Raw genomic sequence first — 13509 nt, 5'->3', positions numbered from 1 at the left:
CTTCATGGGCATGTTATCCAACCCGGTTAAGGACGTTAAACGTCTCAACGAGATTGTTTCCATTCTGATCAAATACGGCTTCGGCGATATGATGCGGCGCATGGGCCTGTCCAACACGGTGGAGCAGGCCAGTCGCCTGATACGCTCACCCATCTCCAATGAAATGCTGAACATGAAGCCCCCGGCGCGTTTTCGTTGTGCCATTGAGGAGATGGGCCCAACCTTCATCAAGCTGGGCCAGATTCTGGCCACGCGGGTGGATCTGTTCAGCCCTATGATGATTCACGAGCTGGAAAAACTGCAGGACGATGCCCCGGTGATGCCCTACGAGGAAGTGGAGCCGCTGATCGCCCAGGCGTTGGGGGCACCTCCGGCCAAGGTGTTCCGTTATGTGAATGAAACCCCGCTGGCCAGTGCCTCCATTGCCCAGGTGCACGAGGCCATGACCAAGAAAGGCGAGCGGGTGGTGCTGAAGGTACGTAAGCCCGGGGTCAGGCGTACCATCGAGGCGGATCTGCGCTTGATGCACAGCCTGGCGCGTCTGATTAATATTCAATCGGTAGAGCTGCGCCGTTATCACCCGGAAGAGATGGTGCGGGAGTTTGAACGCTCCCTGCGTCGCGAACTGGATTTCACCATCGAGGCCAAGAATTCCGAACGCATTGCCCGCAATCTGCGCAAGTTCAAATGGCTGAAGATCCCCAAGGTGTATTGGCAGTGGACCAGTGAATCCCTCAATGTGCAGGAATATCTGCAGGGGATATCGGCCAAGGATCCGGAGGCCCTGGACCGGGCGGGATTGGATCGCGAGCTGCTGGCCCAACGCGGTTCCCAGGTGGCCTGGAAGTGCATGTTGGAGGATGGCCTGTTTCACGCCGATCCTCACCCCGGTAATTTTTATGCTCTGCCGGGCAACGGCATTGCCATGCTGGACTTCGGCATGGTGGGCAAACTCAGCCGGCAACGGCGTGAACAGCTGATTCGTCTGGTGCGTGCCATCATCTTTCAGGAAACCGATACCGCCGCCTCGGTGCTGGTGGAATGGAGCAACAGTAATCAGGTGGATGTGGAGGCCCTGGCCCGTGATTGTGGTGATCTGATCGAGCAGTATTACGGCCTGCCGCTGAATGAAATCGACATTCCGCAGATCCTGTTGGATTGCATGGCGCTGATGCGCAATTACGATCTGATGTTGCCTTCGGACATTACTTTGGCGGCCAAGGCCTTTATTACACTGGAAGGTTTTGGCAGGCTCATCAAGCCGGATTTCAATCTGATGGAAACCGCCGAGCCGCTGATCCGTGATCTGTTAAAAAAACGCTATCATCCGGTGCGGCTGGTGCGTTCCATGGGCAGTCGCGCCATCAAACTGGTGGACAAGATGTACGAGCCGCCCTCGGCGTTACCGCAACTGCACAACAGCGGCGGCAATTCCAAGTTGGATGCCTACCTCATTGATCGCTTGTCCTATCGCCTGGAGGATGCCAGTTACCGTCAGACGCAGGCCATTTATGATGTGGGCTTTCTGTTGGTGTATACGTTGTTGTTGATCACACCCCACGGGCCGCGCATCTATGACATCAGCGTGTTGAATGTGATCGGCTTGCTGGGGATGCTGGCGGTGATGACCAATGTGTTTCGGGTGCAGGTGTTGACCTGGTGGCAGCGCAAAAAACGGGATATCAGTTAAACAAGCGGAGTAGCAGCATGAAACGAATGGGATTGGTTGATAGGGCCTGTTGGTGGCTGGTTATGGTTACGGCTCTGTATTCTTTCGTGCAGGTTGCAGCCGCGGATAACCACACCAACCATAACGCCCGGAACGTGCCGCTGCATCACATTGTGCTGGTGCGCTTTACCGAATCCAGCACGAAGGCGCAACGGCAGCGCATCATTGAGGATTCACTGAATCTGTTGCGAACCATTCCCGGTGTGATCGCGGTGGCGGCCGGTGCCAAGGCCCGTGCTGACCGGGCGGTGCATTTATCACAGTATGATGTGGGCATTTATGTGCAACTGCGAAATGTGCAGGCGTTGGATGCCTACAGCGCCCATCCACAACATCAACAGCTACTGAAAAATAATCAAGAAGCCATTGCCGCCATCAACGTGATCGATTTCAGTGGGCGTTTTGAAACGGCTGCCGCCGCGCAGGAACACCCATAACAGCGTGATGGAGTTCTGATCAAAAAGAGATCTGCGTCACAAAACTGATCAGGCGTTGATCGCCCCCCAGCTTCAGCGCCATTGCTGTAAATCAATTAACCGCTTGCTGCCCGATAATCATTTGTTATGACATCGCTGCAAAGTACCGGCTTATGAATATAAAAATGCAAAGTCTAAATTTGTACGCTGCAGGTTAAGTCTCTGTAAACATTTGGGGTTGCAATCAACACCTTCGCCAACGATTACTTTTTTGCCTCAGCAATCGGCACCCAATCCTCCCGGGAATGTATTTTCAACAAATGTTTTTAGCTGGAAAGTGGCCGCGTTGTCATCTTAACTGATTCCATATTCAGCCAACTCTGGGGCGTGATCACGCAGCTTAGTGACACGTCGTAGTAGTATCTTCGGGAAGCGTTTGAATAGATATGGACAGCAATCGAACAATTTCTTTGTATGGATTTCGGGACACCGACCAAACCGTTTTTTGTAGCCTGCTTTCATTGCTTTCGTTCAAAACCAATGCGGTATGGGAAGTGGTGGAAGACGAAAGCTGTGATGTCACCGTGGTGGATGTGGATTCCAACCAAGGCCTGGATCTGGCGGCAACCATGGAGAGCAACGGCCGCAAAGTGATTCGCTTCGGTCAGTATTCTTCCATGAGTACCCATCAGCCCTGCCTGCACAAACCCCTGCGCGCGGCGGACATTCTGAAATGCCTGAACAGCTTACATGCCGACGACAGCGCGCAATCCCCGGCGCCAACTGCATCCGCTGCAGCCGGTGACGCGCCACCGCAGGAAACCGTAACCGGTTACCGGCTGCGGCGCTGGCCCTGTGCCAACATCCTGAATAGGTATCCCGGTTCAAGCCGCTTGTGTGCCCTGTTGCTGAAAGAGCCTCTCACCGTTGACCAGGCGGCAGAGCGTTCCGGCGTTGCTCCCGATCTGGTATGGGATTTTGTGTCGGCCTGTCAGCAACAGAATTTTATTGTCCAGCAGGCGGTAACCCGGGCACCTGAGCCGGTTGCGGAAGCCAAGCCTGCCAACGCCGGCCTGTTTGCCATGCTGCGTTCCAAGTTCGGGAGTCATTAATCGTGTCAGAACTGAAGTTTGTAATTACCGGTACCGCCGGTGTAGGCAAAACCACCGCGATCTGTGCCCTGAGCGACGTGCCGCCGGTGGGGACGGATGCCGATACCACCGATGAACTTTCCATAATCAAAAGCACCACCACGGTGGCATTTGATTTTGGCGAAGTGGTGTTGGAAGACGGGGCACGGGTGCGCATCTATGGCACGCCGGGGCAGGAGCGGTTTCGTCACATGTGGGAAATCATCGCGGAAGGCGCCCTGGGCTTGATAATTCTGGTGGACAACAGTCGCCCTGATCCGCTGGACGATCTGATGATCTACATGGACAACTTTAAACAATTGATTGAAGACACCGGTGTGGTGATTGGCGTCACCCGTTGCAACGGGTCTGACCGGGTGAGCATTGATGATTATTACTCGTTTCTGGAGCGGCGGGATATGTTTTGCCCCGTGCTCGAGACAGATCCCCGCAGCCGTGAAGATATGGTGGTGTTAATGGATTCATTGATGGCTATGTTGGAGTACGCGTAAATGTTGGCAGAAAAGGAAGAAAACTCCATTAAACGCAGTGTGGTGGATCGCAACCTGAAACAACTGATTGCAAACAATGAATCCATCTATGCGGTGGTGTTGTCCAGCATTGATGGCCATGCCATTGCCAATCAGGCGCAGGATCATTTTGAGGATTCCAAACTGGCGGCCATGACCAGTTCCTGTCTGGCATTGGGCGAAAAGATTGCATTGGAAGCCAACCAGAAAGGATGTGATTTTGTCATCATTCAGAACCAGGATGGATTCCTGGCGTTGAAACGAGTGGGGCGCAAGCTGGTGCTGACCACTCTGGCGGACAAGTCCATCAATATGGGTATGTTGTTGTCGGCAACCCGCACGGCGGCTGATGCACTGTATAAAGAGATTACTTGAGTAACACAAAACCTGTAGTACCAAAGAACTGTAGTACCAAAGAACTGTCTTGCTGTTTATGAGGAGAAAGAAATGGCAGATTTAAATAGCCTGTGTCAAAACTTGGTCAGTGATGTAAGCGACGCATTGGGGGCGGCCGTGGTGGACTTGTCTTCCGGTTTGCTGTTGGCGGCGCATCATAATGTTCCCTATTTCACTCAGAGTTATCTGGATGCGGTGGCCGCCGCCGCAGTGGATATGTTCCGGGGTAAAACCATCACCACGGTGGAAAAGATGTTGTCCAGCCAGCGTGGTGCGGAAGTGACCCACTCCATCAAGGAAGTACAGATGAGTACAGAGCGCACCTATCATTTTATGTCGGTGGTGCCGGGTAAGGAGGATTGCCTGATGGTGTTGATCACCGGCCGGAAAGCCAATCTGGGTATGGGTTGGTCCGCCATGCGCGGCGTGCTGCCGGACATTGCCCCTCTCTGTCCCTGATCGGGTGCGGTTGATCCATGGTACACATCATAGGGGCCATCAACCAACAGGCTCCGCAGTTTGATGAACAGACAATTCTGGCGACATTGGATCAACCGCAAGCGCTGCAACATCTAGCCACCTTCACCGGCCGCCCGGCCACCCAGCTTTTTGTTGCAGAGCAGGCGGTCATCAAACTGCGCACCGACTTTGTGTTTCAGCCCAAGGATGTGGAGCGCCGTGCGCTGGCGGCGTTGCAGGAAGAACGGCGCCTGCAGGTGCATCATCCCGCCAAGACCTGGTTCTATTGCGATTGGGATGGGCAGCTGATCATCGGCAACATTGCCCCCCGCCTGTTGCCCCTGCACCGGGAATTACCGCTGTATCTGCAACAGGACCCGGCGCGGGCGCTGGCGGTGTTGGGTGATCTGATTCAGCTCTACACGGATACCGCGTTGCGTCATGACCGGCGCCTGGATGAAGGGCTCTCCAATTTCGGACTGGATGCCGAGGGGCAACTGTATTATCTCGACGATGATTTTTATGCCTGGGATGATTTCACCAGTCTGGCGTTGGTGTTGGGTGTCTGGATTCGCCAGTTGGAGGCATTGGATGTGCAACGCTGCCGTCAACTGGGGGTGGTCATTGCCGACATCCTGTGGCAGTTGTCCGGCAACGTGCATTCACTGCATATTCTGCACGGCCAACTGCGTAACAATCTGGCCGTGGCAGAACGTGAGCGGGATGGTATTGCCGAGATTCTGGCGGTGCTGTCGGAATATTCACGCCGTGGTTACAAGCAACGCAAACAGCAGGCGCAGCACGATACTGAGGGTGGGCAGCAGTCCACGCTGGATGCGTGCAGCAGCGCAAGGGCGCAGGCCCGGGCGCGTGAACCATTAACCAGTATCAGTGATCAACGCTTTGCCGTGATCGCGGATGTGCACGCCAATATTGCCGCCCTGGAGGCGGTTGTGGCGGACATTGCGGATCATGGGGTACAGCAGATTCTGGTGCTGGGGGATGTGGTGGGATACGGCCCGCACCCCGAGGCCTGTATCGATTTGCTCAGGCAGCAGGATTGCCTGGTGATTCAGGGTAACCATGATTATGCGGCGGCGTGTGGCGACACCAGTCGCGGCTTTTCCAAGCTTGCCACCTGGAGCATCGAATGGACCCGCAATCAGATTGCAGCGCCCTATATGGATTGGTTGGGGGCGCTGTCACCGGTGCATCGTCAGGATAACTGGATCGCGGTGCATGGTGCGCCTGTGGATAAGCGATACTTTTTTGCCTACGTTTATCACATGACCTACCAACACAACCTGGATTGGCTTGAGGCGGAGCAACTGGCCATAGGCTTTCATGGCCACAGCCATTTGCAAATGTGTTATCAGCGCCGCCACAACAACGATGACAAAAACCTGCAGCCACAGCAAAATATGGCAAAGAATCGCTGTACGCTGGTGTGCCCGGGATCGGTAGGGCAACCACGGGGCGGTGAAAGCCGGGCGGAATATGCGCTGTTTAACAGCGCCGAGCAGGTACTGGAACTGAAGCGCGTGGAATACGACATTGGTGCCACGGTGCGAGCCATGCAACACTTGCAGTTCCCCTCACAACTGTACGAGCGATTGACTCAGGGTGCATAAAGCAAAAGGTGCCCGGAAGTACATTGAGGCAACGCCGCTGATCTACTTCCGGGTATTGGTTTACCAGGCTTTGTAAGGTAGGAATTTACCGTTCATGGTAATCACCACCCGATCGCCTTTCGGGTTTTCCTCTTTGTCCACTTCCATGGAAAAATCGATGGCGCTCATGATGCCGTCACCGAATTTTTCCTGAATGACTTCCTTCAAGGTTTCGCCATAGACGCCGACAATTTCGTACAGCCGATAGATCAACGGGTCGGTGGGTACAGCCTGATCCCAGATCTTGGTGGGATACTTCTGCAACTCGGTACTGATTTCAGGCCCCAACCCCAACACCTCACACAGCGCGTCGGCGCTTTCCTTGGGCATGCTGTTCATGCCCATGCAGGCGGATGTGGTCCAGACCGGCGACATGCCAACGGCCTTGCCGATTTCTTCCCAGGTCATCCCTTTACTTTCTTTGGCAGCGATAATGGTTTTTGCCACTTCACTCATGACGGTTCTCCTGATATTACTTATTGATTGACTGCATATGGGTGAGCGTTGCGATCGTTGTCGGTTGTGGTAGCCGGTGCCGACGACGAGGTAATGGCGGATAGAGGATTGACCTCTTTCGGCTTGCCGGATGAGTTATCCGGTTTTTCGGCCGATCGGTTCACCAGAAAATCCACCAGGTAATTGCGCAGCTGGTAGTAGCCGGGCTGTTGAAAAATGGTGTTACGTTGCCGTGGCCGTGGAATATCCACCTTAACCGATTCGGCGATGGCGGCGTTGGGGCCGTTGGACATAACGAAAATACGATCAGACAGCAGTATGGCCTCATCCACATCGTGGGTGATCATAAACACGGTCTGCTGGGTTTCACTCCAGATCTTCACCAGTTCCTCCTGGATCACACCACGGGTCAGCGCGTCCAGCGCGCCGAAGGGTTCATCCAACAGCAGCAGTTCCGGCTGGGTGGCAAAGGCCCGGGCAATACTGACCCGTTGGCGCATACCGCCGGATAGTTCGGACGGTTTGCGCTGCAGCGCATGTTCCAACCCCACCATGCTGAGAAAGCGGGTGCTGTGCTCGCGCACCTTGTTTTTGCTCCAGTCCGGCCAACGGGCTTTCACCCCAAACTCAACATTGCTGAGGCTGGACAGCCAGGGCAGCAGGCTGTAGTTCTGAAACACCACGCCACGTTCCAGGCTGGGCCCTTTGACTTCCTTGCCATTCATCACCACGGCACCGGCAGTGGGATCATCCAGCCCCGCCAGGGTGTTTAAGATAGTGGATTTGCCGCAGCCGGAGTGGCCGATGATGCAAACAAATTCACCTTTGTTGAGGTTGAAATTAACGTTGTCATAAACGGTAAAGTCGTTACCCTCTTTGGTTGGATACACTTTGGCTAAGCCGCTGACTTCCAGAAATGCATTCGACATATGGCTCCCCTTATTCGTTGTATTCAACCAGCTTCTGCGCACTGGACAGTGCCAGATCCAGCAACATGCCCACGCAGCCGATCATCAGAATGGAAAAGATCACGCTGTTCAGATCCAGGTTGTTCCATTCGTTCCAGACGTAGTAGCCGATGCCGGTACCGCCCACCAGCATTTCAGCGGCCACGATCACCAGCCAGGCGATGCCGATGGAGATTCTCATGCCGGTGAGAATGGTGGGCGCCGCCGCCGGCAGTATCACCAGGAAGGCAGTACGCAGGGATGACAGTTCGTGCGTGCGGGCCACGTTGATCCAGTCTTCCCGCACATTGGCCACGCCAAACGCGGTGTTGATCAGCATGGGCCAGATCGAACAGATGAAAATCACAAAGATGGCGGACGTTTCGGAATCCTGAATGATGAACAGGGCCAACGGCATCCAGGCCAGCGGAGAAATGGGCCGCAGGATCTGGATAAACGGATTCAGCGCGTTGTACATCAATGGCGACATGCCCACCACAAAACCCACCGGAATGGCAATCAGGGCTGCCAGCACATAGCCGGTCAGCACCCGATACAATGAATAGGCCAGTTGAATGCCGATCCCCTTGTCGTTGGGGCCTTTGTCATAAAAAGGATCACTGAGTTCATTCCAGGCATGCACCAGCACGTCCGAGGGTGGAGGCACGCGGGCCTCCTGGTCGGCACCGCCCATCAGCATTTCGTACTCCGTCATCTCCGTGGATTTCTCCGGCACGTCACTGGAGGCTTCCCAAATACCGAACAACAGTACCGCGATGACGATCGACAACAGAGCCGCACGAAATGGCATGGACTGAATCATCAGGCTCTCCCTATGGCAAAACTCTTCACGTACTCATCGGGTTTGGTGTAATCAAACTCCTTACCCATGATGGTGTAGTTGGCGTAGGTTTTGTCCGGCGCGGAATAACCCAGATCTTTCATGATCTTTTCGCAGTCGGAGGCCAGATACACCTGCTCGGCCACGGTCTTGTAATCCACATCGCCCTCTATGTAGCCCCAGCGTTTCATCTGCGTCAGAATCCACACCGCCATGGAGTGCCAGGGGAACGGGTCGAAGTCGATTCGATCCGGTACATCCTGTATGGAACCCAGGCCATCGGCGTAGCGGCCGGTGAGTACCTGTTGAATCACCGGTACCGGTTGGTTGAGGTAATTCTTCGGTGCAATGGCCTCTGAAATTTCCTTGCGGTTGTCCGGGTTCGACGAGTATTGGGTGGCGTCCACAATGGCTTTCAGCAATGCGCCGTAGGTGTTGGGGTTGGTTTCGGCAAACGCCTTGCTGCAGGCAAATGCGCAGCAGGGGTGGCCTTCCCAGATATCTTTGGTGAGGGTGTGAATAAAGCCGACTTTCTCCCACACCGCGCGCTGGTTAAACGGATCCGGAGAGAGGTAACCATCCAGATTGCCGGCGCGCAGATTGGCCACCATTTCCGGTGGTGGTACCACGCGAATCTGAATGTCCTTGTCCGGGTCCAGGCCGTGTTCTGCCACATAATAACGCAGCAGGAAGTTATGCATGGAATAGTCAAAGGGCACACCAAACTTGAAACCTTTCCATTGCTTGGGATCCCGTTTGTCCTTGTGATCCACATGCAGCACGATGGCCTGGCCGTTGATGTTTTCAACGGCGGGCATGATGTAGGGCTCAGCGGTAGAGCCGGCGCCCAGGGTCATGGCCAGCGGCATGGGGGTCAGCATGTGGGAGGCATCGTATTCGTTGGCCAGTGATTTGTCCCGCGCCACGGCCCAGCCTGCGGTTTTGATCACATCCACATCCAGGCCGTATTTGGAATAGAACCCCAGCGGGTGGGCCATGATGATGGGGGTGGCGCAGGTGATGGGCACAAAGCCCACATTGAGTTTGGTTTTCTCCAGTTTGCCCATGGATTCCTTGAGGGCGGCCTTGGCTTCATTGAGGGGAAAAAACGTCGACAGCATGGCCGCGGCGGTACCGCCGCCCAGCAGCCCCATAAATTGACGCCGGCTGACATCGCTTTGATTAAACACCGCCCGGACCACGGCATTCTCGATGGCCCGATCCATCATGTCTTCTGAGGTGGTGGGCAAATTGTTGTCTGGCTCGGTGATGGCGTTGCTGCATTTCTGGCAGCTGCACCCTGCTTCATGGGTCAGGCTGGTTTTTGGATCGTATGGATTTCCAAGACTTTTCACGGTCATCGCTGACTCTCCCCCGGAGTAGTTGTTGTAGCGGTGCAGGGTTGCGTTGGTCTGCACCACGGCGGAACAGAAAATGGATCGCTCGCAGACCCTGTTGGTGTCGGGCCTCAAGTTAGCAGTGATAAGGCATGGTCTGTGCCAACCTGTTTCAGCTGTAGCCAACTGCAGATAAATCAGAGGGTTAGGTTATTGCTCGGGTGTCCTGAATCGGTTACGCAAATGCGTAATTTATGCTTATGCGTAATTTATTTTTACGAAACTTCGTAAATGGCACGGGGCTTGATTGCGCTGTTTGCTATCAGCAAATTGCAACGGTAAGGGGTATGAACGCACAAGCAGAGTTATTGTTTCGGGGCCTGGATGCCAGCGATATGGCGGTGATGTGCATTGATCCCGTGGCCGATCAGGTGCTGGAATGCAATGCCACCTTGTCGGATCTGTGTGGTTTCACCCAGGATCAGATTCTGTCGCTGCCGGTGTCCATTTTGTTCGCCAATCAGTTTCCCAGCCTGGTGGCGTTCAGTCAGGCCTGCATAGAAAAAAAGAACAGCTACACCAACGAGCTGAGCCTGATCTGTGCCGACGACACTACCCGGTCGGTGGAGGTGTATGGCTCTGTGTTTGAAGATCAGGGCCGGGTGCTGTTGCTGTTTACGCTGTTCGATACCCATTACTGCCACAAGCTGCGGCTTGATGCGGATGCCACCCGTTACCACCGTGGTGGTTTGATGGAATGGAAGCGCATTGAGGAAGTGTTTTCCGAGTTCGAACGGGAGAACCAACTGATCCTGAATGCCGCGGGGGAGGGCATCTATGGTGTAAATACCGAAGGCGTTACCACCTTTGTGAATCCCGCCGGGGAAAAAATGCTGGGATACGCGGCAGCCGAACTGGTGGGGCGTAATGCCCATGAATGCATTCACCACAGTCATGAGGATGGTTCCTGCTATCAGATGCAGGGTTGCCCGATTTACGCTGCGTTTCACGATGGCATCGTGCATCAGGTGGGGGATGAAGTCTTTTGGCGCAAGGATGGTTCATCGTTTCCCGTGGAGTACACCAGTACGCCCATCGAAGACCAGGGCCGGGTGGTGGGCGCCGTGGTGATTTTCCGTGATGTCAGTGAGCGGCGGGAGGCGGATCGGCGCTTGCGGGCCGCCCTGTCGGAAGTGGAAAGCCTGAAGCGGCGTCTGGAGCTGGAAAACGCCTACCTGCAGGAGGAGATCCGATCGGAACATAATTACCGGGAAATAGTTGGCCGCAGCGATGCCATCCGCAACACCATTGCCCAGATTGAACTGGTGGCACCCACCGACGCCAATGTGCTGATTACCGGTGAATCCGGTACCGGCAAGGAGCTGTTGGCCCGTGCCATTCATGAAGCCAGTGATCGCCGCAACCGGCCCTTGATTCGGGTCAATTGCGCGGCCATTCCCCGGGATTTGTTTGAGAGTGAATTCTTTGGTCATGTGAAAGGGGCCTTTACCGGGGCCACCAGTGACCGCATCGGCCGTTTCGAGCTGGCCGATGGCGGCACCCTGTTTCTGGATGAGGTGGGCGAGATTCCGCTGGAGTTACAGGGCAAGCTGCTGCGGGTGTTGCAGGAAAAACAATTCGAGCGCGTGGGTGATACCCAGACCCGGGGTGTGGATGTGCGGGTGATCGCCGCCACCAACCGGGATCTGAAGGCCGATGTCAGCGCGCACCAGTTTCGTGAGGATCTGTATTTCCGCCTGAATGTGTTCCCCATTGAGTCCGCGCCCCTGCGCCAGCGCAGTGAGGATATTCCGCTGTTGGCGACCCATTTCATCGAGAAGGTCTGTCGCAAGTTCAATAAACCCGTGCTGCCCATGTCGTTGGCGGACGTGCGCAAATTACAGACCTATAATTGGCCCGGCAATATTCGTGAACTGGAAAACATGATCGAGCGGGCGGTGATTGTATCCGGTACCGGCAAGCTGCGAATCGATATTCCTGAATTGAATCAATCGTTACTGCAGTCCGATGAGCAGGCGCAGGATCATCGGGCGGAGTCTGCTTTTTTGGTGCAGACAGAGGATGAGCGGCGCGCCAACGAGCGTGCCAACCTGATCAGTGCGCTCAAACAATGTGGGGGCAAGGTAGCCGGCAGGGATGGCGCGGCCCGTTTACTGGGGGTAAAGCCCACCACGTTGTATTCCCGTATCCAGCGTTGGCGCATCGACACTCACGCCTACAAACCTCAGCGTGCAACACTGTCACGCTAAAGGTGGGGGCCTTCCGCCAGCTCTTGCGCGGTGGCGTCACGCACGTTGCGTATCTCCGCGCTGAACAGCAATGTCTGTCCGGCATAGGCATGATTGCCATCCACTGTGATGGTGGTGTCATCCAGGGCCACGATGCGTACCGGCACCGGGCCGTCTTCGGTTTCTGCTGTGATCTGCATGCCCGGCGCCAGATCCTGATCCGCATCCAGCAGTTGGCGTGGCAGGGTTTGCAGCAGCGTTTCGTCCCGTACACCGTAACCAAATTGCGGCTCTATCCGTGCCTGCACTTGATCGCCAACCTTCTTGCCCGCCAGCGCCTGCTCAAAGCCCGCCGGTATCTGTTGCCGGCCATGAATATACAGCATGGGAAGAACCCCTGCCGTGGTTTCCAGAATCTCGCCATCCAGGTTGCGGATGGTAATGTGCAGAGAGACCAGCTTGTCGTTTGCAATGGTTTCGATTGTCATACAGGGTGCGTGGGCATGGATGGTCTTATGGAGGTTAAACCGTAACACAAAAGCGGCTGATAAATGCAGAACTAAAAATCCAATAAACCTAAAAAAAAGGAGCGATTGCTCGCCCCTTGGATGCACCGCATTTATTTAGCACTGCATTTGGCTTGTATCTGTTTCCATCTGTGTTCCGTGCGGCTTTCTACGCCGCTGGAATTCAGTATGTCAGGCTGGAGAAATGGTCCGCCATATGGAAGGCGTTGGCCAGCTCCCACTCCGCATAAGTCAGATTGCCGTAGGCAAAATGAGGGAAAGTTTCACCGGTGAAGTTCTGGAAATCAGAAATGGCGTTACGAATCCGGGTAAAGGCTTCCGGCAGCGGGCCGTCGTCAGCAATCTCCGGGCCGGGCACCGGTGCAGTAAGATCATGGCTCATGTACCCTTGCGCCTTAAAGGCCTGGAAGCCGATGTATTGCACAGCCTGTACGGCGGGTGGATCGGTTTCCGGGAAACCGAACATGGCGCCTTCACAGGTTTTTGCCAGGTGATTGAGCACTTTGTACAGTGTCCACTCCTGTTGCATTTCCAACGTGTCCAGATTGTTTTCGATCAGGGCCAGCTCGATCAGGGCGTCGTTCAGGCTGTCGAAGCGCAGGGCGCGGCCATTATTGCTGCAACCGGTCAGTGAACCCAGGCCCGCGGCGGCGGCCACCCCAACGGAAAGGCGCAAAAAACTTTTCCGGCTCATTTTGGTAGGCGCGTGCTGATCTCCTAACTCATTGTTTTTATTGTTCATATCTCACTCTCTACATGCGTGGTCAAATTGGGTAAGAACAGTTGTGACAGCTCTAACGATGGATTATAAAGGTGACACAG

14 protein-coding genes are annotated in these 13509 nt (G+C 55.0%); 8 read left to right on the top strand and 6 right to left on the bottom strand.

The features are described 5' to 3' along the window. Nucleotides 1–4: 4 nt before the first annotated feature. The 7 genes from D9N13_RS00735 to D9N13_RS00705 all read left to right on the top strand — a co-directional run bounded on the left by D9N13_RS00735 (nucleotide 5) and on the right by D9N13_RS00705 (nucleotide 6291). Nucleotides 5–1690, top strand: a complete 1686-nt coding sequence (locus D9N13_RS00735; protein WP_290584702.1) for an ABC1 kinase family protein — start codon at nucleotides 5–7, stop codon at nucleotides 1688–1690. Nucleotides 1691–1752: 62 nt separating this feature from the next. Next, nucleotides 1753–2166, top strand: coding sequence for a Dabb family protein (locus tag D9N13_RS00730; RefSeq protein WP_290584701.1), 414 nt, complete (start codon nucleotides 1753–1755; stop codon nucleotides 2164–2166). A 425-nt stretch (nucleotides 2167–2591) separates the two neighbouring features. After that, complete coding sequence (locus D9N13_RS00725; RefSeq protein ID WP_290584699.1) at nucleotides 2592–3257, top strand: hypothetical protein; 666 nt, start codon at nucleotides 2592–2594, stop codon at nucleotides 3255–3257. Between the two features lie 2 nt (nucleotides 3258–3259). Then, nucleotides 3260–3787, top strand: coding sequence for a GTP-binding protein (locus D9N13_RS00720; RefSeq protein ID WP_290584697.1), 528 nt, complete (start codon nucleotides 3260–3262; stop codon nucleotides 3785–3787). Next, a complete protein-coding gene (locus D9N13_RS00715) occupies nucleotides 3788–4180 on the top strand; it encodes a roadblock/LC7 domain-containing protein (RefSeq protein WP_290584695.1) in 393 nt (130 codons plus the stop codon). 72 nt (nucleotides 4181–4252) lie between these two features. Next, nucleotides 4253–4660, top strand: a complete 408-nt coding sequence (locus D9N13_RS00710; protein ID WP_290584693.1) for a hypothetical protein — start codon at nucleotides 4253–4255, stop codon at nucleotides 4658–4660. Between the two features lie 17 nt (nucleotides 4661–4677). Next, a complete protein-coding gene (locus D9N13_RS00705) occupies nucleotides 4678–6291 on the top strand; it encodes a metallophosphoesterase family protein (RefSeq protein WP_290584691.1) in 1614 nt (537 codons plus the stop codon). 60 nt (nucleotides 6292–6351) lie between these two features. Here D9N13_RS00705 and cynS read toward each other — a convergent pair whose 3' ends face one another. Genes cynS through D9N13_RS00685 form a run of 4 tightly spaced genes read right to left on the bottom strand, consistent with a single transcriptional unit; the run spans nucleotide 6352 to nucleotide 9935 of the window. Next, nucleotides 6352–6786 (bottom strand): cyanase, encoded by a 435-nt coding sequence (cynS, locus tag D9N13_RS00700; protein WP_290584689.1) that lies wholly within the window; start codon nucleotides 6784–6786, stop codon nucleotides 6352–6354. Between the two features lie 20 nt (nucleotides 6787–6806). Continuing rightward, nucleotides 6807–7715 (bottom strand): ABC transporter ATP-binding protein, encoded by a 909-nt coding sequence (locus tag D9N13_RS00695; protein WP_290584687.1) that lies wholly within the window; start codon nucleotides 7713–7715, stop codon nucleotides 6807–6809. A gap of 10 nt (nucleotides 7716–7725) precedes the next feature. Then, nucleotides 7726–8556 (bottom strand): nitrate ABC transporter permease, encoded by an 831-nt coding sequence (ntrB, locus tag D9N13_RS00690; RefSeq protein ID WP_290584685.1) that lies wholly within the window; start codon nucleotides 8554–8556, stop codon nucleotides 7726–7728. Beyond that, nucleotides 8556–9935, bottom strand: a complete 1380-nt coding sequence (locus D9N13_RS00685) for a CmpA/NrtA family ABC transporter substrate-binding protein (RefSeq protein ID WP_290584683.1) — start codon at nucleotides 9933–9935, stop codon at nucleotides 8556–8558. The genes ntrB and D9N13_RS00685 overlap by 1 nt, the downstream gene beginning before the upstream one ends. A gap of 323 nt (nucleotides 9936–10258) precedes the next feature. Between D9N13_RS00685 and D9N13_RS00680 the strand changes: the two genes are divergently transcribed. After that, the gene (locus tag D9N13_RS00680) at nucleotides 10259–12181 is read left to right on the top strand and encodes a sigma 54-interacting transcriptional regulator (RefSeq protein WP_290584680.1); all 1923 of its coding nucleotides are present in this window, start codon (nucleotides 10259–10261) and stop codon (nucleotides 12179–12181) included. Here the strand turns inward: D9N13_RS00680 and D9N13_RS00675 are convergent. Both D9N13_RS00675 and D9N13_RS00670 read right to left on the bottom strand, forming a co-directional pair. Beyond that, a complete protein-coding gene (locus D9N13_RS00675; protein ID WP_290584678.1) occupies nucleotides 12178–12648 on the bottom strand; it encodes a peptidylprolyl isomerase in 471 nt (156 codons plus the stop codon). The two genes, D9N13_RS00680 and D9N13_RS00675, sit on opposite strands and share 4 nt — an antisense overlap. Before the next feature lie 202 nt (nucleotides 12649–12850). Then, complete coding sequence (locus D9N13_RS00670) at nucleotides 12851–13429, bottom strand: DUF1569 domain-containing protein (protein ID WP_290584676.1); 579 nt, start codon at nucleotides 13427–13429, stop codon at nucleotides 12851–12853. Nucleotides 13430–13509: the final 80 nt, after the last annotated feature.

The organism is Ketobacter sp. GenoA1, from assembly GCF_003671475.1.
GTDB lineage: Bacteria > Pseudomonadota > Gammaproteobacteria > Pseudomonadales > Ketobacteraceae > Ketobacter.
This window is presented reverse-complemented; position numbering and strand designations above follow the sequence as displayed.

Bases quoted from the DNA above. Each gene is read 5' to 3' on its own strand.
- D9N13_RS00695 (WP_290584687.1), bottom strand. From the start codon at position 7,715: ATGTCGAATGCATTTCTGGAAGTCAGCGGCTTAGCCAAAGTGTATCCA.
- D9N13_RS00710 (WP_290584693.1), top strand. From the start codon at position 4,253: ATGGCAGATTTAAATAGCCTGTGTCAAAACTTGGTCAGTGATGTAAGC.
- D9N13_RS00735 (WP_290584702.1), top strand. From the start codon at position 5: ATGGGCATGTTATCCAACCCGGTTAAGGACGTTAAACGTCTCAACGAG.
- D9N13_RS00680 (WP_290584680.1), top strand. From the start codon at position 10,259: ATGAACGCACAAGCAGAGTTATTGTTTCGGGGCCTGGATGCCAGCGAT.
- D9N13_RS00675 (WP_290584678.1), bottom strand. From the start codon at position 12,648: ATGACAATCGAAACCATTGCAAACGACAAGCTGGTCTCTCTGCACATT.
- cynS (WP_290584689.1), bottom strand. From the start codon at position 6,786: ATGAGTGAAGTGGCAAAAACCATTATCGCTGCCAAAGAAAGTAAAGGG.
- D9N13_RS00670 (WP_290584676.1), bottom strand. From the start codon at position 13,429: ATGAACAATAAAAACAATGAGTTAGGAGATCAGCACGCGCCTACCAAA.
- D9N13_RS00725 (WP_290584699.1), top strand. From the start codon at position 2,592: ATGGACAGCAATCGAACAATTTCTTTGTATGGATTTCGGGACACCGAC.
- ntrB (WP_290584685.1), bottom strand. From the start codon at position 8,556: ATGATTCAGTCCATGCCATTTCGTGCGGCTCTGTTGTCGATCGTCATC.
- D9N13_RS00705 (WP_290584691.1), top strand. From the start codon at position 4,678: ATGGTACACATCATAGGGGCCATCAACCAACAGGCTCCGCAGTTTGAT.
- D9N13_RS00730 (WP_290584701.1), top strand. From the start codon at position 1,753: ATGGTTACGGCTCTGTATTCTTTCGTGCAGGTTGCAGCCGCGGATAAC.
- D9N13_RS00715 (WP_290584695.1), top strand. From the start codon at position 3,788: ATGTTGGCAGAAAAGGAAGAAAACTCCATTAAACGCAGTGTGGTGGAT.
- D9N13_RS00685 (WP_290584683.1), bottom strand. From the start codon at position 9,935: ATGACCGTGAAAAGTCTTGGAAATCCATACGATCCAAAAACCAGCCTG.